Source organism: Microbulbifer maximicatervae (SeqCode) (assembly GCF_052468155.1).
Map to the genome: position 1 here is coordinate 2,912,092 of NZ_CP174335.1, position 25,311 is coordinate 2,937,402.

Genomic DNA, 25,311 nt, shown 5'->3' on the forward strand with positions numbered 1-25,311 from the left:
CTGGATATAATCTTATTCCAGATAAAAACAGATAAGGGCTGTGGTTGTTCCCCAGCTGTAGAACCGGCCTTCCGGAGAGGAACAGTTAATGAGTATTTTTTCCCATTCCGCCTACGATAAACACGAACAAGTGGCGTTTTACCAAGATGCAAAGAGTGGCTTGAAGGCCATTATCGCGGTACACAATACGAATTTGGGTCCCTCACTGGGTGGCTGCCGTATGTGGCCCTACGCCGACGATGGCGAGGCCCTGAATGATGTTCTCCGTCTTTCCCGGGGTATGACTTACAAGTCCGCAATGGCCGGCCTCAAGCTGGGCGGTGGCAAATCCGTAATTATTGGTGACCCGCGCAAGGAAAAGACTCCTGAGTTACTCCGCGCTATGGGTGAATTTATTAATACCTTGGGTGGCCGTTATATCACTGCTGAAGATTCTGGCACGAGCGTGGCGGATATGAGTGTTATCGGTGAGACAACCGAGTTTGTCTCCGGCCTGTTCGCGGGCTCCGAGTATGGTGGTGATCCTTCCCCTTCGACTGCTTACGGTGTGTTTGTTGGCCTGAAAGCTGCGGTGGAACACCGCTGGGGCAAGACTGACCTGACCGGCTTAAAAGTCTCTATTCAAGGCGTGGGCAACGTCGGTTTCCGCCTGGGTAAACTATTGAAGGATGCCGGTGCGGAACTGTTTGTCACCGATATTTTCCAAGACAATATCGATCGTGCGGTTACAGAGCTTGGTGCCATAGCCGTAACTGCCGACGAAATCTTTGACCTGGACGTAGATCTGTTTGCTCCCTGTGCGATGGGTGCAATTCTCAACGATGACACCATCAGCCGTTTGAAGGTTCAGGCGATCGCTGGCGCGGCCAACAACCAGTTGGCGGAAGAGCGCCATGCTGAAGTGCTTCGCGAGAAAGGTATTTTGTACGCACCGGACTATGTCATTAATGCTGGCGGTATTATCGATGTTTACTACCAGCAGAAAGGCGATTACGACGCTGCAGAAGTGCGCGCTCATATCGAAGAGATTGGCAACACTATGAAAGAAGTGTTCGAGCGTGCCGATGAAACCGGCCAGACCACTGCTCACGTAGCGGACCGGGTTGCCGAGGAGCGCTTTGGTCACCATACGGTTGTAGGCGAGGCCGAAGATAAGTCTGGTACTGTGGCAGCGTAATGTTTTCAGCGCAGGAGTAGAGCTGGTGACCTGATTCCTTGGGCGATTGTCATCTCGCTTCTCTCTGTGATGTATTGATTTGGGCACTTCGGTGCCCATTTTTTTGCCTGGAATATTTGCTAAATTGCGGTTGGTAAAAGGTTTTGCTGACACTCTGGAGGAAAGCTGGCCTAAACTTGCCATCCTGAAATTGCGGTTTTTTAAAAGGGAGTGACAATATGGACTTGCGTCCGCTACTTATCAGCGTTGCCATCGCTATTACTGGCCTTACCGCTTGCGGAAAGTCTACCGATGATACGCCTCATGCGCTTTCGGTGGATAAGGAAGCAGCAGCCAGTAGTAAGGCTGCTGCATCCGATAAAGAGGCGTATGTCCCGCCACCCAAGTTGGAGATTCCTTTCCATAAGGAAGTATTGCCCAATGGCCTGACGGTGATTGTGCATGAAGACCACAAAGCCCCCGTTGTTTCTACCAATCTTTGGTACAAAGTAGGCTCTAAGGACGAGCCGCCAGGTAAAACCGGATTTGCTCATTTATTTGAGCACTTGATGTTTAACGGTAGCGAAAACTTCCCAGGGGAATATTTCGAACCCTTCCAGCGCTCTGGGGCCACCGATATGAATGGCACCACTAGCAATGACCGCACCAATTATTTTGTCACCGTGCCCAAAGGCGCCCTGGATATGGCGCTGTGGATGGAATCCGACCGAATGGGGCATTTTAAAGGTGCAATTACTCAGGAGGTTTTGGATGAGCAGCGCGGTGTTGTAAAGAATGAAAAGCGCCAGGGGGAGAATGCACCTTATGGCAAAGCGTTCGATATTATTGCCAAGAGTACCTTCCCCAAAGGACACCCCTATTCGTGGACGCCGATTGGCTCGATGGAGGACCTGGACAACGCCAGTCTTGAAGATGTCAAAAAATGGTTTGAGGATCATTATCAGCCCGCTAATGCCGTTTTGGTAATTGCGGGTGATGTTACGGTCAAAGATGCGATGGCCAAGGTGCGCAAATATTTTGGTGATATCCCGAGCACAGGAGTGCAACCGCGCATTAAGAATTGGGAACTACCCACCCAAGTGAAAAAGAGGGAGGTGGTTTACGACCAGGTGCCCCAAACTCGAATTTACAAGGTTTGGAATGTGCCTGCAGTGGGTAGTGAAGTTGAAGACGCGCTGGAATTAATGACTTCCCTTCTCGCTAATAGAAAAAACTCTCTTCTTTACCGCCGTTTAGTTCGCGATGAGCAAGTGGCCACCAGTGTCAGCGCTTTTTATTATGGCCGTCAGCTTGCAGGGCAGTTGATGATTATTGTCGACGTGAAACCTGGGCAGTCTGTAGAAAAAGTTGAAGACTTACTGAATAAAGAATTAAAGCAATTCGCAAAAAATGGTGTGAATGCGGATGAGCTGCGCCGGGTTAAACAGAGTGAGTTTGCCGGGCTGGTAAAGGGGTTGGAAAAAACCGGTGGTTTTGGTGGTAAGAGTGACATCCTTGCCCAGTCGGAGTTTTATTTTGGCGATCCCGGAGCCTTGATAGAAGGCGTGGAGGATTATGCAAAAGTATCCGCTCTCGAAGTTCAAGAAGTGGCTGAGCAGTGGTTGAAAGAGGACTCCTACACCTTAATTATGGAGCCGAAGCAGAAGTATACGGCAGCGGCGGAGGGTGCTGACCGCAGCAAGCTCCCCGAGGTAGACAAAAATGTAGAGCTGGAACTGCCAAAACAAAAAGAATTTACCCTCAAAAATGGATTAAAGGTTGTCCTGGCCGAACGTCATGATACTCCCGTTGTACTGATGAATCTGCAATTTCGCAGTGGTGCCTCCGCAGATAAAAATAAGCCAGGTCTGGCTTCAGTTGCGGCGCAAATGCTGAACGAAGGTGCGGGTGATCTGGATAGCCTGGAATTTAGCTCTCGCTCAGAAGAGCTTGGTGTAAATATTGGTGGTGGTAGCGGCCTTGATTATAACAATATCAGCATGAGTGCCCTTAAGACGCAGCTGGAGCCATCGCTGGAGCTATTTGAGAAGGTGGTTACTGAACCTCGTTTCCCAGAGTCTGACCTGGAGCGGGTTAAGTCCAATCGCCTGGATGCAATAGCCCAGGAAAAAGCCCAGCCTCAGGGCCTGGCTATGCGTGAACTGCCGCCGCTACTATTTGGAGAAAACCACCCTTATGGCTCTCCCTTGACGGGATCGGGTACTCCCGAGGGTATTAAGTCCATAACCCGTGAGGATCTGGTTAATTTCCAAAAGACCTGGGTGCGACCGGATAATGCAACCCTGACGATCGTGGGCGATGTTACTGAAAAAGAAATAGAGCCTCTGCTGAATGAAACTCTCGGAAAGTGGACTGCTCCTAAATCAGAGCTTCCCAAAATTGAAGTTGCCAAGGTGCCCCGCCCGGAAAAGGCTCGAGTTTATTTGCTCGACCGCCCCGGCGCACAACAGAGTTATATCATGGCAGGTCTGCTGATGCCGCCTTGGCAGCCGCAGGGAGCTGAAGCTTTTGATGCGATGACAAATATTATTGCCGGAAAGTTTACGTCCAGGGTCAATATGAATCTTCGTGAGAACAAGCATTGGTCCTATGGTGCCCGCGCGGTTTCCCTCGATACAGAAGGGCAGCGTCCTTATATCCTCTTTGCTCCTGTGCAAACTGATAAAACAGCTCCAGCCATTAAGGAATTGGTAAAAGAGTATGAGGAATACTTAGGAGAGCGTCCTATTACTGCAAAAGAGCTTGAGGACTACCAGAATGACGAAGTCCTGAAGCAAAGTGCTCGATTCCAGACCAAAGGGCAATTGCTTTCCAGTATTAATTGGCAGGTGGAGAAGGGGCTTCCAGAGGAATATATTGCCGAATATCCACAGCGGGTTTCAGCACTGAATAAGGAAAAAGTAGAGGCTTCCGCGAAGGAGTATCTTGCGCCAGATCAATTCACCTGGGTGATTGTTGGGGATCTGAGTAAGATTAAAGGCGAGGTTGAAGCCTTGGATATTGGCCCCGTTGAGGTGCTTCCTGCAAAGGACTGATTTGAATTATTTCCCCGCCCTGTTTGGGCGGGGAAATAGGGTTTAAGCTTTAAAACTGGGGCGCTCTTTAAGTTGTTCACGCCACCTGATTAGATGAGAGTGCTTGGACGGATCGGGTCGAAGGTTTTGAACTTTGCCGAAATCCAGTCCGCAAACCATGCTGATATCGGCCACTGAAAAATAGTCACCAACCAGGTATTCATGGTCTGAAAAGTGGTTGTCGAGGGTATCCATAAACTTCAAGGCTCGCTTGCCTGAATCCTCACCAAAATCGGGGTAAACATTCATCCGGTCCTTAAAGAAACCGGAAACGTGCTGGAAACACATCCCGACAGGAAACATAAGGTTAAAGTCGGCACGGCGATTCCACATTTCCACCAGTGCTTTTTCCTTGGGGGTGCGGCCGAAGAGTGGTGGCTCTGGGTGTAGCTCCTCAAAATAACGCTGAATGGCCACTGATTCCGCAATGTAAGTGCCGTCATCCAGCTCCATTACGGGTACTTTTTTATTGATATCTTTGCTTCGAAACTCTGAGCTAAGATTTTCCCCTTTTGTAATATCTATTCCGACATATTCTGCATCTAACCCCTTTTCTGCCATAAACATGCGAACACGTCGACAGTTTGGTGCTGCTGCGAACTCATAGATTTTCATAGAGGCTTCCTCTCGCCTGGGTAATTGCGTAGATTGTGCGATCTTGGTAAAGGACGTTAAGAATCTAAAAGAGATCTACTGGGGACGACAATGACAACAAAGACCAACCGAAGCTACTTTGTCAACCGCGCAGCCGCCGTGGCTTTGTCGGTATTTGCCGGGCTTTTTAGTTTACAGGCTGGGGCCGAGAGCATCGCAATTTACGCTGGCAAATTATTTGATAGCAGTAATGGAAAATTATTGGAAGACCGCACCATTCATATTGTCGATGGGCGGGTTGAGTCAGTACAGAAGGGGTTTGCCAAGCGCGATCGAGAGCGCTTGGTCGACTTGAGAGAATATACGGTATTGCCAGGTTTGATGGATATGCACAGCCATCTCACTTACGAGTTTGGGCCGCGTGCTTATATGGAGTCTTTCAGCTGGAATACTGCCGATTTTACCTTGCGCGGCGTGGATGCTGCTCATCGCACTCTACAGGCTGGATTTACCACGATTCGAAATCTTGGTGATCACGACAATGTGACTGTGAGTTTACGTAATGCAATCAACAAAGGCCTGGTGGAAGGTCCGCGTATTTATACGGCGGCAAAGACAATCGCAACTACCGGTGGGCACGCTGACCCCACCAATGGGCTCAGGCAGGACTTGATGGGGAACCCTGGCCCGGTGGATGGTGTTATTGATGGGCCTATCAGCGCGCGCAAAGCGATTCGTCAACGCTATAAGGACGGCGCTGACCTGATCAAGATCACCGCGACTGGTGGAGTCTTGAGTGTGGCAAAGAGCGGCCAGAACCCTCAATTTATGCAGGATGAGTTGGAGGCAATTGTTGAGGCTGCTAAGGACTATGGTTTCACAGTTGCAGTACATGCCCACGGTAAGGAGGGAATGATCCGCGCAATTCGTGCTGGAGTGGACTCCATTGAACACGGCACCTATATGGATAATGAGGTGATGGACCTGATGCGCCGTAACAACACCTGGTTTGTGCCGACTCTAATGGCTGGCGAGTGGGTGACAGAAAAATCGGCGATTGAAGGCTTCCTGCCGGACCTGGTGCGCCCGAAAGCCGCGACTATGGGGCCTTTAATGCAGGATACTTTTAGCCGCGCTCACAAGCGCGGAGTAAAAATTGCATTTGGAACCGATACCGGTGTTACCCGTCACGGCAATAATGCTCGTGAATTCTTATTGATGGTGCAGGGTGGAATGAGCCCGGCCGATGCACTGCGTTCAGCGACTTGGAACGCGGCCCAACTACTGCAAGTACAGGATGAACTGGGCAGCATTAGCGAGGGCAAGATAGCCGATATTATCGCTGTGGCAGGAAATCCCCTGGAAGATATTTCGGAAATGCAACGGGTTCTGTTTGTGATGAAAGAAGGCGTTATTTACAAAGAATCCAGCGAGCTGCCAAGCGATGTGTTTCTTGAGCAAGATATCAGCGGTTAGCCGGTAGGGAAGAACGGCAGTGAAACAGCAAGGCTGTTGGTGCTGTTTCACTGCTGACAAGATATTAGCTATTACGGGGCAGCAGGGAAGAACCGAAATGGACTATGAATATATTCAAGTTCCGAATGGCCCCAAGAGCCGTGTATCCTTCCTGCCTCCGTATGTGAGTAGCTATTGCTCCGTATTAGTCCTCGAGTTCGTATACCAGATCCAGATTGACGGTAAGTGTGGTTTCTCCCGGTGAAATGGGGGTGGAAGCGCTGTCTTTCATGGCCGCCATTTCAGTGCGGTACATGGGGCGTGGCATACCGCCGTTGCCATTTTCTGAAATACTGACAATGCGACGCACTTTTGTACCCAGCGCTTTTGCGTACATTTCTGCACGTTCCTGGGCGTCTTCAAGGGCTTTCTCCCGGGCTTTGGCTTGAACTGGAGCAGGTTCACCAATTTCGAAGCTCGGACCGTTGATCTGGTTGGCTCCAGCGGCGGTAAGATTGTCCAAGACCTTGCCGAGTTCATCCAGTTTGCGAACCTTTACGCTGACGGTATTTCGCGCGGTGTAACCAGTGATTCGGGGTTTTTTGTTTTGCTGGTACTGGTAGCGCGGAGACAGGTTAACGCCTGTGGTTTGAATATCTTTCTTGTTGATACCCGATTTCTTGATGGCGGCCATTAAAGACCCCATCTGATTGGCGTTATCGCGCATTGCCTGTTTGCTGTCCTCTGACTCGGTCACCACTCCGACAGAAATTTTTGCGATATCAGGAACCTGACTTGCCTCCCCCCGTGCAGCGATGGATACCATGGTCCCCCGGTCTTCTGGAGCCCGCTCGTTACCACAGGCTGTGGCGAGCAGGGCGAGAAGGGAAATTACTGAAATTTTTACTGCTTTCATAACGCTTCCTTATCCATTGAGTGCTGATTATTGTGACGAAAATGGCGCCATTATTTTATAGATTGAATCCTGAACCGCAGCTGAGCCCGTGTGTCTTTTAGGTGTGAAATATGCTCTAGCGGCGGTAGTAAAAATCACTCCGTTCTCTTAGCTCTGAAGCTTTAAGAGTTAAAAACCTGCTGGTAAGTTTCATCCTTATCGTGATAGATGGCGAATCCCAGCCTGAGAAACTGTTGTCGGCGATCACACAGAACTGCTCGAGCCTTGAGTTCTTCCTGAACCCTCTGTGAGATTTCTGGTTGTGAGCAGTTAAATGTGAAAAAGTGGCCGTGACCTTCTTCCAGATCATGACAAATCAAGTTGTTGCGATTCAAGATGGGATGGTCTGAGTTATCCATGCTATTCAGGAATCGGGTTTGCGCATTGAGAACATAGCTGTGTATTTTCTCGATGGTAATGCCTTCGCGATGGAATAAATCGAAAATAGCCAGGGCTTTGTAGAGTGTTGAATAGTCCATGGTCGCCCCGGCAAAGCGCAGCCAATTGTCGCTATATCCGACTTCTTCCGAGTGATTCTCCAGCTCAGCCATTTCTGCGAACCAGCCGGTATTTACAGGGCGCAGTGTACAGTTCGCAGGAATTGTCATAAAACACAGGCCTTCACCGGCGCCTAGGTACTTATATGATCCTGCCGTAAAGAAAACCTTGTCTGCAACGGTTGAAAGATCGATTGGGCGAGCAAAAAAACCGTGATATCCGTCGATAACGAATTGTGTGTCGTGCGGTTTCTGTGCTGCAACCTCCAGCAGCCGGGGAAATACCACACCGGAGTCAAAAAATACCAGGCTGGCATAGACCAGATGGTATTCATTTTTATGTAGCTCGGTCTCAAATCTTTCCGCCAGGGTGGCGTAGGGTTCTTTGGCAACTCTCGTTACCTCTACTTGAGGAAGCTCTTCCAGACGTTGTAATTGGCGAGTAAAACTGTAGAACTCTCCGTCTGTAGTGAGAATGCGCAATGGTTTACTGGGATCGAATGAACTCAGTAGCCGATACACTAGTTCATGGGTATTTGGGGCTATAGCGATCAAGTCTGCCCTGGGTAGGTTGAGGGATTTTGCGATCGCCGCTTGCCATGAGGGTATCTTCTCCTCAAAAATTGGCCCCCATTTTTCATCGGCCAGAAGTGCTGAATCGCGCCAGTACTGCTGTACTGCATCAAGGGTAACATCGGGCCAGTAGTGGTGGGAGTGGCAAGCCATGTGCAGCATGGAAGAGGGACTGCCACTGGGCGCCTGAAGGAACTCGCGATAGAATTTTTTATACATATGCGTTTAGCTTTAAAAAGCCGATTTATTTGTTATGGGCTGATTGTAGAGCTTGGCAACAAGAAGGAGTAGAGGGTGAAGTACTTACACACGATGGTTCGCGTAACCAATCTGGATGAATCTCTGGCGTTTTACTGTGAAAAGCTGGGCCTGCAGGTCGTTAGTCGAAATGATTATGATAAAGGGCGTTTCACCCTAGTGTATCTCGCAGCTCCCGAGGATCTTGAAGCGGCCAGGGAGAATAAGGCCCCGACATTGGAACTCACTTACAATTGGGACCCGGAAAGCTACACTGGCGGGCGGAATTTCGGACACCTGGCATATCGGGTAAATGATATTTACGGGGTGTGCCAACGCATGATGGATCAGGGGGTGGTCATCAATAGGCCTCCGAGAGACGGCCATATGGCATTTCTTCGCTCCCCAGATGGGATTTCCATTGAGTTGCTGCAAAGTGGAGAGCCCCTCCCACCCCAGGAGCCCTGGATGTCTATGGATAATCAGGGTGAGTGGTAGCCCGGGATAGTTGAAGCCTGAGATAAATTCTGACGGCCAAGAAAAAGAGAAAGTGAGTGAAAAATACCAGTTGTATTCTACTGGCCGGAGAGACGGCTGCGCGGCGCATACGTGAAGAGGGATTGTCCCAGAGGCAATTTTCGACGCTGGTCGGCGCTTCCGGCGGTCCCAAGTGGCTGGTAATTAGCCAGTTGGATCGGGTATTGATGGGGGAGTTCTTCAAGGAGCGGAGCGAGCCAATTGTCACCTTGGGATCATCTATCGGTAGTTTTCGCAACATGTGTTACGCAATGGCAGAGCCGCTGTCAGCACTTGAACGATTAGAGCATCACTACATCTACCAAGCCTATTCTGACAAGCCCTCCCCTGAAGAGATTACTGCCGGCGGTCGCAAGATGCTGCAGGCAGTGTTGGGTGCTGAAGGTGCGCGCGAGGTAGTGGAAAATCCCATTTGGCACAGCCACTTTGTGGCGGTCAGGGGCAGGGGGCCACTGGCAAGTGAAAACAAGGCGCTGTTGGCGCCGGCATTACTCGCCTCGGCACTGGCAAATGCTGTATCTCGCAACAGCCTGAGCGCTTTTTGGGAGCGGGTGGTTTTTCATTCGCAAGAGTCGGCAGGCATCCACTTCAAGAACCTGAGCACCGAAAATATTCCGCTGACTGAGCAGAATACCTGTGCTGCTGTACTGGCCAGTGGCTGTATCCCTTTGGTAATGACAGGGGTGCAAACACCGGAGGGAGCTCCACAGGGTAATTATCGCGATGGCGGTATCACCGATTACCACTTTGATCTGCGCTTCCGCCACCCCCAGGGCCTAGTGCTCTACCCGCACTTTTTCCCCTATATGGTGCCCGGCTGGTTTGATAAAGGGCTCTCTTGGCGACGGGTTCGCGGAGATGCCATGCAATCCACTCTGGTTGTGGCTCCTTCGCCCAAATTCGTTGCCTCCTTGCCCTATGGCAAAATTCCAGACCGCAATGATTTCTACAAGCTCGACCGTGAAGACCGTTTGAAGTACTGGGGGCGGGTGGTTGATCTCAGTCGCCGGGTGGCAGATGATTTTTATGAAATTTGGCAAAGTGGTCGGGCGGCTGAACATTTAATTGAGGTGGGTGCGGAGGATGTCCCTCATATGTTGGAGCAGGTCAGGGCAGCATAGGTATGGTGCAGGAATTTAACAGTCCCCAGGAAGAGTACCGCACAACCCAGGAGAGGGTTTATTTTCAGGTGCGGGATGCCATTCTGCGGGGAAAGTTTTTGCCGGGTAGGGCGATTACTATTCGGGGCCTGGCCTCGGAGCTTAATTGCAGTCCAATGCCGGTTCGAGAAGCGTTGCGCCGCCTGACTTCGGAGCGGGCCCTGGAGCTGTCAGATACCCGTCGGGTCAGGGTACCGACAATGACCCCGGAAAAACTGGCAGAGATTTGTGCCGCTCGCGTGGCCCTGGAGTGTCAGGCCGCTGAACAGGCACTGCCATTGGTTGGGGATGCTGAATTAGCGCAACTTCGGGAGCTGGATGAGCTTGTAACAGAAGCTCTCGCTCAGAAAGACATCGAGCGCTATGTAACCACTAATCTGGAATTTCACTTTACCCTTTATCGCCTGGGGCAGCCCCATATCATCCTGTCCCTTATCGAGAGCCTGTGGCTACAGACAGCTCCCCTCCAGCACTTGGTTTTCCAGCGCTTTGGCGTGCAGGAGCTGCCAGACCGGCATCAAGATCTGCTTGAAGCTATTGCCAGTAAAGATGAGTTGAAGGTGCGCAAAGCCATTCAGCAGGATATTGAAGAGGGGCTCGGCTCTATCTCTGCAGAGGAGCTGCTGTAGCGGCTCCTCCCCCCCCCAGTTGACTATTTAGTTTCCACTTTTTCTCCTCGCACTGGCGCAATTTGACCTTATGTTTTCGGTAAGGGCAGATAGACCTTGCGCTTCTGTCGATGGCCCCACTAGAATGTGATCACAAATTAGTGGTAACGATTTGGCCTTTTGAGCCCGATTGGTGGGCGCTGAGCAAGGCCTGTGAAAGCCAGGAGAGAAATATGAACAAGACTGAGCTGCAGCAACACGACCGTGAGCACCTGCTACACCCATTTACTGACTTCCATGACTTGGGCCAGCAGGGGACCCGTGTGATTACCAGCGCCGAGGGCGCTTACATCACCGATATTGATGGCAACAAAATGCTTGATGGCATGTCAGGCCTCTGGTGTTGCAACCTCGGCTACAGCCGCAAAGAAATCAGCAATGCGATCTACGAGCAGCTGAATACCCTGCCTTTCTATAACAGCTTCTTCCAGTGCACTACGGTGCCCTCGATTGAACTGGCCGACGCCCTGGCTGAAGTGACCCCGGCGCATATGAACAATGTGTTCTTCACGGGTTCCGGTTCCGAGGCAAATGATACTAACCTGCGTCTGATCCGCCGTTTCTGGGATATCCAGGAAAAGCCGGAGAAGCGCATCGTTATTTCCCGTAAGAATGGCTATCACGGCTCTACTATTGCCGGTGCTAGCCTGGGTGGTATGAGCGGTATGCACAAGCAATTCCAGCCGCTCGACTACATTGAGTACGTACAGCAGCCTTACTGGTTTGGTGAGGGTGGCGATATGTCTCCGGAGGAGTTTGGTATCCAAGCGGCTCGCAGCCTGGATGAGAAAATCCAGGAGCTGGGCCCGGATAATGTTGCGGCGTTTATCGCTGAGCCAATCCAGGGTGCTGGCGGGGTAATTATCCCGCCGGAAACCTACTGGCCGGAAGTCAAGAAGGTGCTGGATCAGTACGACATCCTGCTGGTGATGGATGAAGTGATTTTTGGTTTCGGTCGTACCGGTGAGTGGTTCGGTGCCGACTATTACGGCATGAAGCCCGACCTGATGACTTTCGCCAAAGCAGTAACCAATGGCTACTTCCCCCTGGGCGGCACCATGGTGAGTGATCGTGTCGCTGAAGTGATCAAAACCAAAGGTGGCGAGTTTACCCACGGTTACACCTACTCCGCGCATCCGGCTGCCTGTATGGCAGGTCTGGCAACTATCAATATTCTGCGCAACGAGAAGATTATCGAGAATGTCCGCGATGTAACCGGCCCTTACCTATCCAAGCGTTGGGCTGAACTGGCGGAGCATCCGATCGTTGGCGAAACCCGCAGTTTGGGTATGGTCGGTGCCTTGGAGCTGGTAAAAGATAAGGCCAGCCGCGCTCGTTTTGATGATGACTGCACCGCTGGTGCGGTATGTCGTGACCTGAGTATCAAGCACGGTTTGGTGATGCGCGCCGTTGGCGATGCCATGGTTATCGCACCACCGCTGATTATGACCACTGAACAGATCGATGAGCTGGTAGAAAAAGCGCACCGCGCCCTGGACGACACTGCTAAAGCACTGGCGTAACATAGCGGCAAGATACTCTGTTGCAGAGGCGATCTGGTACCCCGTTTTCCAGGATTTGAATGGAAAAGGGATGCCGGACCGTCTCTGCGTTTAGATTGGATCACCCCAGGCACCTTATGTCTCAAGAAAAAGAATTCACTGCCCAGCCCGATTTGCTGGAGCAGTCGCAAAAATTCCTGGCAGAGCACTCGGACCTAAAGTGGATCGAAGGCTTTATGTTCGATATCAATGGCGTGCCGCGAGGGAAGTGGTTGCCGGCAGAAGCTGCGGAGAAATTGCTCAAGGGCAGTCTGCAAATGCCGCGTAGCGCGGTCAGTCTCGATATTTGGGGGCGGGATATCGAAGACAGCCCGCTGGTATTTGCCAGTGGAGACAGCGATGGCGTTTGTCTGCCGGTTTCGCCTATTAGCCTGGCGCCCTGGCATCGCGAGTCCACTGCCCAGCTGCATATGCAGTTGCATGAGGCAGATGGCTCCTCTCTCTATGCCGATCCCCGCAGCCAGTTGCAACGCGTGGTAGAGCGTCTCGGCAAACTGGGTTATACCGCCGTGTGTGCGACCGAGCTGGAATTCTATCTGCTCCGCGATGAGGTGGATCATCTGGCGCGTCCGCGCCCGGTTAGCGATAACGACGCCGAGCTGGTGCCTTCCACCGACGTTTACGATCTGTCCGAGCTCAATGCACAGCGACACTTCTTTGCCGATGTGCGAGCTGCTTGCGAGGCGCAGGGTATTCCCGCAGATTCAGTATTGTCGGAGTGTGCGCCGGGACAGTTTGAAATCAACCTGTTGCACAGTGCCGATCCCGTTAAAGTAGCAGACCAAACATTACTGTTTAAGCGCTTGTTAAAAGGGGTGGCGCGCAGTCACGGCTTCCGTGTGAGTACCATGGCCAAGCCTTTCGGGGATCAGGCGGGTAACGGAATGCACGTGCATATGAGTTTGATCGACACCAATGGAAAGAACGTTTTTGATGACGGTTCTGACACTGGCTCTGATTTACTGCGTTATGCCGCAGCAGGAATGCTGGCGACTGCCAACGATGCGATGGCGTTTTTCGCACCTCACAGTAACTCCTATCGTCGCTTCCAAGAGAGCTCTCACGCACCGCTGAATCTCTGCTGGGGCTACGATAATCGCACTACAACTTTGCGTGTGCCCGCCAGTGATCCTGTGGCGCGGCGTATCGAGCACCGTATTGCCGGGGCGGATGTAAACCCCTATCTGGTGTTAGCTGCGATTCTCACTGGTGTGTGTCATGGCATTGAGAACCAGATGGAAGCGCCTGCACCCGTGGAAGGCGATGCCTATCAGGTGGAGAGTGAGAAGTTGATCAATACCTGGAGTGGTGCACTGGAGCGCTTTGAGCAGAGCCCTTTGTGGCGCGAGTATCTTGATCCGCGCTTTGTGGAATTGTTCTCTCTGTTGAAGAGACAGGAGCAAGCAGAGATAGCTGCCCGCGTTACCGATGTTGAATACCAGAGTTATCTGCACCGGGTATAAACATTGGCGGTGTGCTTTAGCGTCGATTGCCGTTTTAGTGAACGGCTTTCACGACAGGAGAGTTAGTGGGGGGTATTTCCTCTGCTATACCTAAATTTAAGTGCGTAATGTACTTGAAACTCTCCTCCTGAAAGTGTGTTCGAGAAATCTGGCCCGCCTTTTGGCGGGCATTTTTTTATTTTCGATTGACTTATTTCCACTTCCTGTTCGTATTAATCCCTTCTTTTAAGGTTGCCATGGCTTGAGTGCATCGACTGACACGGTGTGCGGTTGCTGGGCTTTTGTTGCTATTTTGGCTTGCGAGCACACATCCTTGGGCCAGGATACCAAGAGTGTGGACCGCTTCCGCCTAGCAGTCATTTCTCCGCCAGTGTATTCTTCCGCTTTACCAGCGAGGCACCCCAGACGGTCGGCTTTTAGACGTTGGCATTCGCAGAATGTCTGTGCGAGAGCGGATAATGTTATGGGGTATAAGAATATTGCAGATGGGGAAACTATGACCGCCTTGGGAAATTGTGCAGACGGTCCAACGGCTGGCGAGACGCAGCCACTAAAAATATGCCTTTTGGGGTATCGCAGCAATCCACACAGTGGTGGTCAGGGTATCTACCTGCGCTACCTGAGTAAAGCACTGGTAGATGCTGGTCACTCCGTGGATGTTATTTCTGGCCAGCCCTACCCAGAACTCGATGAGCGCGTAAAGCTCATCAAAATGCCAGGGTTGAATCTCTATGAAGTTGAGCGTCCAGCGCGGGCCTTGAAACCTCGCCACCTGCTGTCATGGGCGGATTTTTTTGAATGGTGGAGTAAGCTTACCGGCGGTTTTGCCGAGCCTTATACGTTTGGCCGTCGGGTAAATAAATACCTGCGCAAGCACGGCAAACAATACGACATTGTTCACGATAACCAATCACTGTGTTACGGCTTGCTGGATATCGAAAAAAATGGATTGCCTGTTGTCGCGACAATTCATCACCCCATTACCCGGGATCGCCAATTGGCATTAGATGCCGCCCCCGATTGGCGTTTTCGTTTGCTGGTACGTCGCTGGCATAATTTTTTGAATATGCAGATCAAGGTATCGCGGAAACTTCGCCATATCGTGACAGTTTCCAAGCAATCTGAGCGGGATATTATCGAGCAGTTTGGCGTAGCTCCCGAGCAGATTCACCTGATTTACAACGGTATTGATACCGAATTATTCAACCCAGGGGCAGAGAATAAGCGCTTGCCTCTGCGAATTGTGACCACCGCATCGGCAGACCAGCCGCTCAAAGGTCTGCGCTTTTTATTGCAGGCGCTGGCGGAATTGCGCCAGGAATATGAAAACATAGAGTTGTTGGTGGTTGGCAAATTACGCGAAGGTGGCGCCACGGAACACTTACTTCACGATCTGGATCTTCAGGATAGGGTTCAGTTTGTCTCCGGTATTTCTAACGAAGAACTGGTCGATAATTACCGCAAGGCTACAGCGGTAGTTTGCCCATCGCTCTACGAGGGATTTGGTTTACCTGCCGGGGAGGCAATGGCATGTGGTGCTCCGGTAGTATCCAGTGACGGGGGTGCTTTGCCTGAGGTGGTTGGGGATGCAGGAATCGTGGTCCCTGCAGGAAATCACGAAGCTTTGGCCAATGCCCTGCGCCAGGTTTTATCCAGCGAAGCGCTGCGAAAAGAACTCAGTGAGAAAGGTCGCCAGCGCATTGAAAATAAATTTTCCTGGAAAATCGCTGCAGAGAGTTTGGTGAAATATTACCGGGAAATTCTCGGACATACACTGGCGGAACAACCCAGTAGTCATGAAATAGAAACTCCGAATATGCGCAGTGCGGAGGCGGCTTGATGATTACTGTAGATCCCCAGCACTTAAATCTTCGCCCTGGCCAAAAAGTCCTCGACTTGGGGTGCGGTGAAGGGCGCCATTCCATCCACTTGATGATCACCGATGATGTCGATGTTTACGGCATTGACCTGTGTTTTGATGATGTGCGCACTGCCAGTGAGCGAGCGGAACCTTTCCGCTCTCCCGAGCACTCAAAGGGTCGCTTGCAGTTCGGAGTTGCCAATGGCTTGCAACTACCATTTGCCGATGGGAGTTTTGATGTGGTTATCTGCTCAGAGGTACTTGAGCATATCCCCGATTACAAGTCTGTCCTGGCTGAGATTAACCGGGTATTAAAACCCTCCGGTATTTTTGCCGCGACAGTACCGGCATTTTTTCCCGAGTGGGTGTGCTGGAAACTCAGCGATGAATACCATCAGGTTGAGGGTGGGCATATCCGAATATTCCGCGAGCGCGAGCTGCGAGAGGATATTGAAAGGCTGGGACACCACTATTTTGCCCGGCATAAGGCCCATGCGTTACATGCACCTTACTGGTGGTTAAAGTGTTTGTTTTGGGACAAGCCCGATTCCCGTTTGGTCTCTGCCTATCACCGCCTGTTGGTGTGGGATCTGATGAAGAAACCAGCCTTTACCCGGATTCTCGAAAAACTATTGAACCCGCTGTTGGGAAAAAGTATCGCTCTCTATTTTGTGAAACCTGCCGGGTCGACACAACGAGTAGATACGCCTCTCTCTCTGCCTGAGGGAGCTGAAGCATGAGTAAAGTTTCTGTGCCGGCAAAAGCTTCTGGTCTTTTCCCTGAAGGATTTATCCAGGATAGCGCCGCCTATATTCTCTCCCAACAGCTCCCCGATGGTTCAATTCCCTGGTTTAAAGGGGGTTATGCCGATCCCTGGGATCATGTTGAGGCCGCTATGGGGCTCGCCATTGCTGGAGAGTTCAGTGCTGCTGAAAACGCCTATTGCTGGTTGGCTGAGATTCAGCTGGAAGACGGCAGCTGGTGGGCCGCTTATAAAGATGGCGATATTGACAACCGGGAGCGCCGTGAAACCAATTTTGTTGCCTATGTGGCAACAGGAATTTGGCAATACTTTCTGATTAGTAGAGACACACTGTTTTTACAGCGCTATTGGCCGATGGTGGAGCGTGCAATCGAGTTTGTATTGCGTTTGCAAACGGAATTTGGCGAAATTCATTGGGCGGTAGATTCAGAGGGTGCCCCTATGGAAGATGCCCTGATCACTGGTTGCTCCTCCATTTATAAAAGTCTGGAATGCGCAATTAATATTGCCCACCAGCTAGGGGTTGCTCGCCTCCAATGGATACTTGCCCGGGAAGCTCTGGGTGATGCGCTGCGCAATAAACCGGAGCGCTTTGATCGCACTTGGGAAAGCAAGGCGCGCTTTTCAATGGACTGGTTTTATCCCGTATTAACCGGTGCCTTTTCTGGTGAGGCAGCGCAGTTGCGTCTTCAGCAGCGCTGGGATGAGTTTGTCGTGGCTGGTTTGGGTTGTCGTTGCGTCAGCGATGAGCCCTGGGTGACGGTGGCTGAATCTTGCGAACTTACTATGTCCCTAATCGCTGCTGGCCAGCGTTCGCGGGCGGAAATTTTGTATCGCGGTTTGCACCGTTGGCAGGATAAAGATGGGGGCTACTGGACCGGTTATGTCTACCGGGATGAGGCCATCTGGCCGGAGGAAAAAACCACCTGGACTGTAGGGGCCATGCTTTTGGCTGCCGATGCGCTCGCCGGATTAACGCCAGCGAGCGAGCTGTTTACATCGGTGCGCCTGCCCCTAAATGCGGCGCAGGATTCCCAGGGTGTCGACAGTTTCGACGAGCTCGAATTGAGCGGAAGCCAGGGCTAGCTTGTAAATATCGTAGGGCGCCTGGCCGCCATCGGCGGGGTCCGGGAAAATGTCGTGGATCGCCAGGTAGCCACCGGGCACGATATGGCGGGACCAGCTGCGATAATCGGTCATGGCCGCTTCCAGGGAGTGGCCGCCGTCAATAAATACGAGACCCAAAGGGGTATTCCAGCAGCGTGCAGCTGTTGCGGAGGGGGCGACGACGGGAACAACCCAGTCATCCAATTCAGCCGCGCGAATATTCGCGCGGAAAGTGCGAAAACTGTCCATTAAATTGGCCTGGCCATCAAACAGTTCGGGATCGTGATACTCCTCTCCGGGCTGGTGCTCTTCAGATCCTCGATGGTGGTCCACGGCGAACAGGACGTTATCGGTCAGCTTACAGGCACTGGCCAGGTAAATTGATGATTTGCCGCAGTAGCTGCCCACTTCAAGACAGGGACCCAGTGGGCTGGCTTCAGCTGCCAGGTGGTAGAGAGCTTCCCCTTCATGGGCGGCGAGGAAACCTTTAATTGCTCGAATATCAATAGGTAGATTTAGGGACATGGGTAAACGCTTGCTATTTTTCGTGGCCGAAACACTAAACTGCCACTAATACAAAAGCAATTGGGTTTTTACTCAGGGCTCCGTAAATCCCATAAAATATAAGTAGAAATTAAAATATGCGTAAGGATCACAGGCCCTATTGGCTCAAGCGACTGCAGCTGCGTTGGCGAAAATGGCGAACAGAGTATTTCCTTCTGCCACAATTCGATGCGGTTGGGGTTGAGCCGGAAGTAATGGATCCGGGTTCTGTCCATGTTTTTGGCGGAAATGTTCGGCTCGGAAATTATCCTCACTTAATCTCCAACAACGAGAAGTGTATTCGCTTTACCACTTTTGGGCACAAGGGGGGAGAGGCATTTATTACTATTGGGGATTTCGTATTGATCTCTCCAGGGGTACGTATTTCTGCGGCTCAATCTATTGAGATTGGCGACGCCTGTATGATCGCAGCCAATGTGTATATTTCCGATTCTGATTGGCATGGGCTCTACAATCGCACGCGGCCCTTCCGTTGTACCTCCCCGGTGCGCCTGGGTAACAATGTTTGGATTGGAGATAGTGCAACCATCTGCAAAGGTGTCACTATCGGTGATAATTCTGTAGTGGGAGCCGGCAGTATCGTCACCAAGGATGTCCCCGCAAATACGGTTGTCGCCGGTAATCCGGCAAAACCCATTAAATCAATTAATCCCAAGCGGCGAATGATTACCCGGGAGGCATTATTTGCCGATGCCTTTCGCCAAGCGCATAATCTGGATGAATTGGATAAGATGATGTTGGGTGGGAACACCTTATTGGGTTGGTTGCGCTCGGTATTCTTTCCCCGCCGTAGCGATTGAATGTGCAAGTATTAATAAAATGAAAAAAAGAAAAAGTATTGTCCTGATTGGAATGCCCGGCGCCGGTAAAAGTACGCTGGGGGTGTTGTTGGCAAAGGAGCTGGCACTGGGGTTTACAGATACTGATGTTCTGATCCAGTCCAGAGAGGGCAAGACTTTGCAGCAAATTATGGCTGAAAGTGACTATCTTAATCTCCGCGCCATTGAAGGGGAGGTATTAGCTGAGGCCACCCTCCCCAGTGATGTTATTGCCACTGGAGGAAGCGCAGTCTATAGCGAAGAGGGTATGGCGAATCTACGCAGTCAGGGTGTGGTAGTGTTTCTTCAGTGTTCAGCGGAGGAATTGCGTCGGCGTATCCATAATTATGAAAGCCGTGGCATTGCGAAGGCGCCCGGGCAGTCTTTTGCGGACTTATTTGAAGAGCGACAGGCCCTTTACCGGCAATATGCAGAAATAACGGTGGATTGTGACAGTAAATCACTGCAGGAAACGCTTGATCATTTACTTAATGCGCTGCGGGAGCTTGCAGAGTAACCGAAATTTTCTCAGTAAGCCCCATGCGTTAAAGCAAGGGGCTTTACTTTTCACACTTTTGGCTTAAAGTGGCAGCTGGGTGGTGTACTTCACCTGCTTGAGGGCAAAGGTGGAGTTGACTGAGGCCACGTTTGGCAGGTGTACCAGAGAGCGCTTCAGTAATTGCTCATAGTGTTCCACACTATCCACTACAACGCGCAGGACATAGTCTTTGTCTCCGCTGGTGGAATAGCACTCGACCACCTCCTGGACATCCTGAACTGCTGATTCAAAGTTGTTCAGGGATTCCTCATCGTGATTGTGGATGGTAACGTAGCAGTATACGGTGACACCCAGATCCAGTTTGCGTGGGTCCAGCAGGGTAACACGGCCACGGATAATGCCTTCGGCTTCCAATCGCTTGATTCTGCGCCAGCAGGGGGTGTGCGAAAGACCGACTTTATCGCCCAGCTCTGCCATGGAGTAATCTGCGTTCTCCTGCAGCGCTCGCAGAATCTTACGGTCAAAATCATCCAGGTCTGTCGAACGCTTCATAAAGACTCCTATCCTATAAAAATTATCTAAATCGAAACTTCTATCACAAATTTACGCATATTTGCGTGAATAAAGCAATGCTCTATTGCGCTTAACGAACTAGTATGACCTGACTAAACCGTTTCGGGATAGGTGCAGTGTGCCCTCAGCCGCTCTGGGACTTTGCGGCAAATATAAAAACAGGCGCATCTAACCACAGAAAACGGACTATTCGGAAGAATAATGACTAATAACTCGAACCGGGTTTCGAGAAGAATAATTAACCGGAAGTAGGTGTATGACTGAAAAAGTAACCAGTCCTCAAAGTACGGCGGATTCCCAAGTAAAAAAACAGGTTTCATTGGACGACCGCTACACCATGCTCAAGGGCCGTGTGCTCCTTTCAGGTATCCAGGCCCTTGTGCGCTTACCCATAGACCAGATGCGAATGGACCGGGATCGCGACCTCAATACCGCGACTTTTATCTCCGGTTATCGGGGGTCGCCCTTAGGTGGCTACGACCTGCAGTTATCCAGGGCGAAAAAACTGCTGGGAGAGTACAACATCCGTTTCCAGCCTGGCGTCAATGAAGAGTTGGCGGCTACGGCAGTTTGGGGTTCCCAGCAGGTGGGCTTGTTCCAGGGTGCAGAAGTGGATGGCGTCTGTGGGATTTGGTATGGCAAGACACCGGGTGTCGACCGCTCCTGCGATGCATTTCGCCATGCCAATGCCGCTGGCTCCTCTCCCAAAGGTGGCGCACTGATCGTTGCCGGCGATGACCACGGCTGTAAGTCATCCTCCTATCCAGGGCAGTCTGAATTTGCCTTTGTGGATATGCATATTCCAGTACTTAACCCCGCCACCGTGCAGGAAGTGTTGGATTATGGTCACTACGGGCTGGAGCTGTCTCGCTTTAGCGGCTGCTGGGTGGCAATGATCACCCTGGCAGAAAATATGGATAGCTCTGCGACCGTGGAAGTGGACCCTGAGCGGGTTAAATTCCACTACCCGGATATTGAACGTCCCGAGGGCGGCCTGAATATTCGCAAGCAGGATAACCCTCTCGAGCAGGAAGAGCGCCTGTGGCGCTACAAGCGCCCTGCTGCGCTGGCTTTTGCCCGCGCCAATAAACTCAACAAGGTTGTATTGGAAAACCCTGAGGCGAGCCTCGGCATCGTCACTACCGGTAAGGCCCATCTGGACTTGATGCAGGCCTTCGAAGATATGGGTATCGATGAGCAGAAGGCCAAGCAGCTCGGTATCCGAATCCTTAAAGTGGGTATGACCTACCCGTTGGATGTGCCGGGTATCCAGGAGTTTGCCCGTGGCTTGGATACGCTGCTGGTGCTTGAGGAAAAACGCAGTTTGATGGAAGTACAGCTGAAAGAGGAACTGTACAACGTCCACGTGAAGGACCCGAATTTCCCGCGTATTCTCGGTAAAGTGGACGATTGTGATCAGCCGCTGATGCCCGCTTATGGCGAGCTGTCGCCAGCGATTATTGCCCAGGTATTGGGTTTTGTTTTGGGTGAGGACAAGTTGGATGAAGGCGGCAAGCACCGCTTGATGCGTCTCAATGCGCTGGCTGAACGTATTTCCCAGCAGACGGGCTCAAGTGTGTCTCGCTTGCCTATGTTCTGTGCCGGCTGCCCTCACAACCGTTCCACCAAGGTGCCAGAAGGAAGCCGAGCCTTAGCAGGTATTGGTTGTCACTATATGGCCCAGTGGCTCGACCGGGAGACTTATACCTTCACCCAAATGGGTGCCGAAGGGGTCAACTGGGTAGGGCAGGCGCCGTTTACCAGTGAAAAGCATGTCTTTGTAAATCTGGGTGATGGGACCTATTTTCACTCCGGTATTTTGGCGATTCGCGCTTCCGTGGCTGCCAAGGTCAATATCACTTACAAGATCCTGTTTAACGATGCAGTCGCCATGACCGGTGGTCAGCCCCACGATGGTGAGTTGGCTCCGGATATGATCTGTCGCCAAGTCTTGGCGGAAGGGGTTCAGAAAGTTGTCCTGGTGATGGATAACCTGGATAAATACAAGGGTGCACTGTCCTTCCCCAGTGAAGTTGAAATTCATCACCGGGATTACTTGCCCGTTGTAATGGATGAGCTGCGTGAGGTTGAAGGTTGTACCGTTATTATTTACGACCAGACCTGTGCCACCGAACTGCGCCGCAAGCGCAAGCGCGGGCTACAGCCTAAAGCCGAGGGGCGCCCCTTCATTAACGAGCTGGTGTGTGAAGGCTGTGGAGACTGCGTCCAGCAGTCGAGCTGTATCGCTGTTGAGAAAGTGGAAACGGCGCTGGGTGATAAGCGCAGGGTAAACCAAACCGGCTGTAACCAGGATATGTCCTGCGTTAACGGCTTCTGCCCCTCATTTGTTACGGTGAAGGGTGGCAATATTGCCAAGGGCGCCGGGGTGGGTGACGTGTTGCGAACTGAAGCGGCCAAGTTGCCCTCGCCACAGCTTCCGGGCTTACAGCAGCCGTATAACTTCCTGGTTACCGGCGTTGGCGGTACGGGTGTAGTGACTATTGGCGCCTTGTTAGCGATGGCAGCACATATCGAAGACAAGGCGTGCAGTACCCTTGATCAGACGGGATTGGCTCAGAAGGGCGGAGCGGTTTACTCCCATATTCGCTTTGCAGCTGCGCCCGAGGCTTTGCAGGCGGTACGTATTTCTGACGGTCGTGCCGATGCCCTAATGGCCTGCGACTTGATTGCAGCCGGCAATGTGGCAGCTTGTTTGGTTAAACTGGATAAATCGCACAGTCGCGCGGTAGTGAATACCCACTTGAGCCCAACGGCGGCAACGGTTCTCGGGCGTGAGGATGTCCATTCACCGCAAGCGGTATTGGATACGGTGAGTGGCGCGGTTAATGAGCTCAGCTCTGTGGAAGCGCATCGCCTGACCAAAGCAGCTCTGGGTGATACGCTCGCCGCCAACATTTTCATGCTCGGCTACGCCTGGCAGAAAGGGTTGATTCCGCTAACTGAAGCCTCCCTGCAGGAAGCGATCCGCTTAAACGGTGTCGCTGTGGAAGGAAATCTGCAGGGATTTGCTGCAGGGCGGTTGGCGGCAGAAAATCGCAACGCTCTGGACAAACTGTTAACCCACGAGAAAGTTGTGGTAGAGGTACCACAAACTCTTGAGGCGATTGTAGCTCACCGGGTGGAGCACCTCACCGGTTATCAAAATGCAGACCTCGCCGAGCGTTACCGCAGTTTGGTCGATACGGTGAAATCTGCTGAGATTTTAAAAGTGCCCGGGAATGTCCAGTTGGCCGAGGTGGTTGCGCGCAATTACGCAAAATTGCTTGCCTATAAGGATGAGTACGAGGTGGCCCGCCTATACACCGATAGTCGCTTTACCGAATCGCTAAAAGAAAACTTCAGTGGTGGCTTTACCCTGGAGTTCAATTTGGCTCCCCCATTACTGGCGCGCTTCGATAAAGGCTTGGGGCGTCCCCGCAAAATGAAATTTGGCGGTTGGATGTACAAGGCATTTGGTGTTTTGGCGAAGCTGAAATTCTTGCGCGGATCGGCGCTTGATATTTTTGGCTATACAGCAGAGCGAAAAATGGAGAGGGCACTGATTAGCGAATATGAAGAGTTGGTTAAGAAAGTTCTGGGCCAATTAAATTCGCAGAATCACGCTGCTGCAGTTGAGCTACTTCAATATCCGGATATCATCCGGGGCTACGGCCCGGTGAAGGAGGCCAATATTGAGAAAGCGAAAGAACAGCGAAATATCGCATTAAATCGATTTGAAAACCCGGTTCGGGATATAAAACTTTCAGCGGAAGTTGAGGTTTTTGACCCAGCTAAGGCACAGCAAGTAGGTTAATTGCCTGTTTGATAAAGTGGCTTGAGGACTGTCTTGAGTCACTTTATACCCCCCTACCAAACCCCTTGTAATCGTATGGCGAATTGGTTGGTTTTATCTCCAGTAAAATCGTCATCGCCGAGGGTGATGTTCATCATTACCCGGATTTTTGGGTTGAAATAGTAATTGACCCCAAGTGTAAAATTACTGGCTCGTAGCTGGCGAAAATCCCGATTCTCTATAGCGGTATATCTTGCGGCAACTTCCCAGGCACCCTCTGGAGGAGATGGCTTGATAGATTTAAATACTCCGATCTTGGAGTCGTAGGGTTTATGTTGGCCGGTAATTGCCCAGCTTCCCATAATGTACCAGGCATGAACATCCTGCCCGCCAATAAAGCATCCGCTTATGGGATCGCAAAAAAAACTTGGCGGAAGACCGAAGAATTCCTCATAGGTCAATTCAGAGAGGTATATCTTCCCTGTGAAATGACCATACGCATATTCCGCTTGGCCGAATAGAGGGCCGTAAGTCGCAGCTAGCTCGAAACCGGTAGTGTTGACTCTGCCCCCACCATCCCCAAGGAAGAACTCATCGTCACCAAACTCGCCAAAAAAATTATCTGATCCGCCAGGTGTGATTGCTATCAGCTGCTCCGGCCCTCGTCGGCCCGCATAGGCAACTTCAGCAACGATATCGGGACTGTCTTGATTCGCTTTTTCGTAGCTACGGTATACACCCAGGTGAACTGTTGATAAGGCATCGTTAATTGGGGCCCAGGTCAGTCGGGTTGCTGCGCCAAACCCAGAATTTCTGGGGTCACCGGGGTCTCGTAAATTGAATAACGTAAAACCAAATGTATAACAGCACCAATGCGTATGCCAGTCGATACCCTGTTGACGTCCACGTCCAGAATAAATACCTGCAGCGCTGGTAAATGCCCGCTCCATAAGCACTAGGTCATTGGAGCTTGTCAGCTCATTGATTGAGCGGCTGGGTTTAAAATTGCCGATGGTTAGTTTTCCCGTATAGAACTTTGTTGCTAAGTAGACATCCCTCAACCCTCCAGCTCCATCATCAGCAAAGTCTCTTTCAAGCTTATAGTTCCACTTCCATAGATTGCCTTTCATTGTCAATCTAACCCGACGGAAGTCGGTTGTATTGACCGGATCTTCTAGGTCTTTGTCAAAAATGTATGTATCGAAGTGAATCCTTCCGCCGAGTTGTGCGGAGAAATCCCCATCGTCAGAGACAATTTTCAGTCCGCCTTTTGTCTCGGCTTCATCAGCAATAGCTGGGAAGCTAAATAAAAGAATTGATATGGCACAGTATGCTCCCCAGCATTTCATCGGACGCCTCTAGTTGAGAGTTGTCATTGGTC

General features: G+C 51.3%; 20 protein-coding genes. 14 read left to right on the plus strand and 6 right to left on the minus strand.

The annotated features are described in order from the left end of the window. Positions 1–88: 88 nt before the first annotated feature. Entirely contained in the window at positions 89–1,177 is a 1,089-nt protein-coding gene (locus tag ACJJIY_RS12620; protein ID WP_413662699.1) for a Glu/Leu/Phe/Val dehydrogenase dimerization domain-containing protein, read from the plus strand. Between the two features lie 218 nt (positions 1,178–1,395). Continuing rightward, on the plus strand, positions 1,396–4,212 hold the full coding sequence (locus ACJJIY_RS12625) for a M16 family metallopeptidase (RefSeq protein WP_413662698.1): 2,817 nt from the start codon (positions 1,396–1,398) through the stop codon (positions 4,210–4,212). 42 nt (positions 4,213–4,254) lie between these two features. Here the strand turns inward: ACJJIY_RS12625 and ACJJIY_RS12630 are convergent, their stop codons facing one another. Further along, complete coding sequence (locus tag ACJJIY_RS12630; protein WP_444897963.1) at positions 4,255–4,866, minus strand: glutathione S-transferase family protein; 612 nt, start codon at positions 4,864–4,866, stop codon at positions 4,255–4,257. A 90-nt stretch (positions 4,867–4,956) separates the two neighbouring features. On the opposite strand from ACJJIY_RS12630, the gene ACJJIY_RS12635 reads away from it, so the two are divergent. Continuing rightward, positions 4,957–6,321, plus strand: a complete 1,365-nt coding sequence (locus ACJJIY_RS12635) for a metal-dependent hydrolase family protein (protein WP_444897962.1) — start codon at positions 4,957–4,959, stop codon at positions 6,319–6,321. A 184-nt stretch (positions 6,322–6,505) separates the two neighbouring features. Here ACJJIY_RS12635 and ACJJIY_RS12640 read toward each other — a convergent pair whose 3' ends face one another. Both ACJJIY_RS12640 and ACJJIY_RS12645 read right to left on the minus strand, forming a co-directional pair. Continuing rightward, complete coding sequence (locus ACJJIY_RS12640) at positions 6,506–7,216, minus strand: SIMPL domain-containing protein (RefSeq protein ID WP_445358024.1); 711 nt, start codon at positions 7,214–7,216, stop codon at positions 6,506–6,508. A gap of 161 nt (positions 7,217–7,377) precedes the next feature. Continuing rightward, complete coding sequence (locus ACJJIY_RS12645) at positions 7,378–8,544, minus strand: aminotransferase class V-fold PLP-dependent enzyme (protein WP_444897961.1); 1,167 nt, start codon at positions 8,542–8,544, stop codon at positions 7,378–7,380. Between the two features lie 75 nt (positions 8,545–8,619). Between ACJJIY_RS12645 and ACJJIY_RS12650 the strand changes: the two genes are divergently transcribed. The 8 genes from ACJJIY_RS12650 (at position 8,620) to ACJJIY_RS12685 (ending at position 17,662) form a co-directional block, all read left to right on the plus strand. After that, complete coding sequence (locus ACJJIY_RS12650; RefSeq protein ID WP_444897960.1) at positions 8,620–9,060, plus strand: VOC family protein; 441 nt, start codon at positions 8,620–8,622, stop codon at positions 9,058–9,060. A gap of 56 nt (positions 9,061–9,116) precedes the next feature. Beyond that, on the plus strand, positions 9,117–10,220 hold the full coding sequence (locus ACJJIY_RS12655) for a hypothetical protein (RefSeq protein ID WP_444897959.1): 1,104 nt from the start codon (positions 9,117–9,119) through the stop codon (positions 10,218–10,220). 2 nt (positions 10,221–10,222) lie between these two features. Beyond that, positions 10,223–10,888, plus strand: coding sequence for a GntR family transcriptional regulator (locus ACJJIY_RS12660; RefSeq protein ID WP_444897958.1), 666 nt, complete (start codon positions 10,223–10,225; stop codon positions 10,886–10,888). 212 nt (positions 10,889–11,100) lie between these two features. Next, entirely contained in the window at positions 11,101–12,450 is a 1,350-nt protein-coding gene (locus ACJJIY_RS12665) for an aspartate aminotransferase family protein (RefSeq protein WP_444897957.1), read from the plus strand. A gap of 116 nt (positions 12,451–12,566) precedes the next feature. Then, positions 12,567–13,952, plus strand: coding sequence for a glutamine synthetase family protein (locus ACJJIY_RS12670; RefSeq protein WP_444897956.1), 1,386 nt, complete (start codon positions 12,567–12,569; stop codon positions 13,950–13,952). Positions 13,953–14,415: 463 nt separating this feature from the next. Next, positions 14,416–15,792, plus strand: coding sequence for a glycosyltransferase family 4 protein (locus ACJJIY_RS12675; RefSeq protein WP_445358025.1), 1,377 nt, complete (start codon positions 14,416–14,418; stop codon positions 15,790–15,792). Next, positions 15,792–16,553: a class I SAM-dependent methyltransferase gene (locus tag ACJJIY_RS12680; RefSeq protein ID WP_445358026.1), complete on the plus strand. Its 762-nt coding sequence runs from the start codon at positions 15,792–15,794 to the stop codon at positions 16,551–16,553. The genes ACJJIY_RS12675 and ACJJIY_RS12680 overlap by 1 nt, the downstream gene beginning before the upstream one ends. Continuing rightward, the gene (locus tag ACJJIY_RS12685; RefSeq protein WP_445358027.1) at positions 16,550–17,662 is read left to right on the plus strand and encodes a prenyltransferase/squalene oxidase repeat-containing protein; all 1,113 of its coding nucleotides are present in this window, start codon (positions 16,550–16,552) and stop codon (positions 17,660–17,662) included. Before ACJJIY_RS12680 ends, ACJJIY_RS12685 begins: the two co-directional genes overlap by 4 nt. Here ACJJIY_RS12685 and ACJJIY_RS12690 read toward each other — a convergent pair. Beyond that, entirely contained in the window at positions 17,591–18,208 is a 618-nt protein-coding gene (locus tag ACJJIY_RS12690) for a class I SAM-dependent methyltransferase (RefSeq protein WP_444897952.1), read from the minus strand. The genes ACJJIY_RS12685 and ACJJIY_RS12690 overlap by 72 nt on opposite strands. Before the next feature lie 116 nt (positions 18,209–18,324). On the opposite strand from ACJJIY_RS12690, the gene ACJJIY_RS12695 reads away from it, so the two are divergent. Then, entirely contained in the window at positions 18,325–19,047 is a 723-nt protein-coding gene (locus ACJJIY_RS12695) for an acyltransferase (RefSeq protein WP_413662686.1), read from the plus strand. Positions 19,048–19,066: 19 nt separating this feature from the next. Beyond that, a complete protein-coding gene (locus ACJJIY_RS12700; protein ID WP_413662685.1) occupies positions 19,067–19,582 on the plus strand; it encodes a shikimate kinase in 516 nt (171 codons plus the stop codon). A gap of 63 nt (positions 19,583–19,645) precedes the next feature. Here the strand turns inward: ACJJIY_RS12700 and ACJJIY_RS12705 are convergent, their stop codons facing one another. Next, positions 19,646–20,116, minus strand: a complete 471-nt coding sequence (locus ACJJIY_RS12705) for an Lrp/AsnC family transcriptional regulator (RefSeq protein ID WP_020413378.1) — start codon at positions 20,114–20,116, stop codon at positions 19,646–19,648. Between the two features lie 277 nt (positions 20,117–20,393). On the opposite strand from ACJJIY_RS12705, the gene ACJJIY_RS12710 reads away from it, so the two are divergent. Further along, positions 20,394–23,951: an indolepyruvate ferredoxin oxidoreductase family protein gene (locus ACJJIY_RS12710; RefSeq protein ID WP_444897951.1), complete on the plus strand. Its 3,558-nt coding sequence runs from the start codon at positions 20,394–20,396 to the stop codon at positions 23,949–23,951. 53 nt (positions 23,952–24,004) lie between these two features. Here ACJJIY_RS12710 and ACJJIY_RS12715 read toward each other — a convergent pair whose 3' ends face one another. Further along, complete coding sequence (locus tag ACJJIY_RS12715) at positions 24,005–25,279, minus strand: OprO/OprP family phosphate-selective porin (RefSeq protein WP_444897950.1); 1,275 nt, start codon at positions 25,277–25,279, stop codon at positions 24,005–24,007. Between the last annotated feature and the right edge of the window lie 32 nt (positions 25,280–25,311).

What these genes read in the sequence shown, in the direction of transcription:
- ACJJIY_RS12685 (WP_445358027.1), top strand. Translation starts at nt 16,550, where the DNA reads ATGAGTAAAGTTTCTGTGCCGGCAAAAGCTTCTGGTCTTTTCCCTGAA.
- ACJJIY_RS12645 (WP_444897961.1), bottom strand. Translation starts at nt 8,544, where the DNA reads ATGTATAAAAAATTCTATCGCGAGTTCCTTCAGGCGCCCAGTGGCAGT.
- ACJJIY_RS12680 (WP_445358026.1), top strand. Translation starts at nt 15,792, where the DNA reads ATGATTACTGTAGATCCCCAGCACTTAAATCTTCGCCCTGGCCAAAAA.
- ACJJIY_RS12625 (WP_413662698.1), top strand. Translation starts at nt 1,396, where the DNA reads ATGGACTTGCGTCCGCTACTTATCAGCGTTGCCATCGCTATTACTGGC.
- ACJJIY_RS12665 (WP_444897957.1), top strand. Translation starts at nt 11,101, where the DNA reads ATGAACAAGACTGAGCTGCAGCAACACGACCGTGAGCACCTGCTACAC.
- ACJJIY_RS12660 (WP_444897958.1), top strand. Translation starts at nt 10,223, where the DNA reads ATGGTGCAGGAATTTAACAGTCCCCAGGAAGAGTACCGCACAACCCAG.
- ACJJIY_RS12640 (WP_445358024.1), bottom strand. Translation starts at nt 7,216, where the DNA reads ATGAAAGCAGTAAAAATTTCAGTAATTTCCCTTCTCGCCCTGCTCGCC.
- ACJJIY_RS12635 (WP_444897962.1), top strand. Translation starts at nt 4,957, where the DNA reads ATGACAACAAAGACCAACCGAAGCTACTTTGTCAACCGCGCAGCCGCC.
- ACJJIY_RS12670 (WP_444897956.1), top strand. Translation starts at nt 12,567, where the DNA reads ATGTCTCAAGAAAAAGAATTCACTGCCCAGCCCGATTTGCTGGAGCAG.
- ACJJIY_RS12710 (WP_444897951.1), top strand. Translation starts at nt 20,394, where the DNA reads ATGACTGAAAAAGTAACCAGTCCTCAAAGTACGGCGGATTCCCAAGTA.
- ACJJIY_RS12695 (WP_413662686.1), top strand. Translation starts at nt 18,325, where the DNA reads ATGCGTAAGGATCACAGGCCCTATTGGCTCAAGCGACTGCAGCTGCGT.
- ACJJIY_RS12690 (WP_444897952.1), bottom strand. Translation starts at nt 18,208, where the DNA reads ATGTCCCTAAATCTACCTATTGATATTCGAGCAATTAAAGGTTTCCTC.
- ACJJIY_RS12620 (WP_413662699.1), top strand. Translation starts at nt 89, where the DNA reads ATGAGTATTTTTTCCCATTCCGCCTACGATAAACACGAACAAGTGGCG.
- ACJJIY_RS12700 (WP_413662685.1), top strand. Translation starts at nt 19,067, where the DNA reads ATGAAAAAAAGAAAAAGTATTGTCCTGATTGGAATGCCCGGCGCCGGT.
- ACJJIY_RS12675 (WP_445358025.1), top strand. Translation starts at nt 14,416, where the DNA reads ATGGGGTATAAGAATATTGCAGATGGGGAAACTATGACCGCCTTGGGA.
- ACJJIY_RS12715 (WP_444897950.1), bottom strand. Translation starts at nt 25,279, where the DNA reads ATGAAATGCTGGGGAGCATACTGTGCCATATCAATTCTTTTATTTAGC.
- ACJJIY_RS12630 (WP_444897963.1), bottom strand. Translation starts at nt 4,866, where the DNA reads ATGAAAATCTATGAGTTCGCAGCAGCACCAAACTGTCGACGTGTTCGC.
- ACJJIY_RS12705 (WP_020413378.1), bottom strand. Translation starts at nt 20,116, where the DNA reads ATGAAGCGTTCGACAGACCTGGATGATTTTGACCGTAAGATTCTGCGA.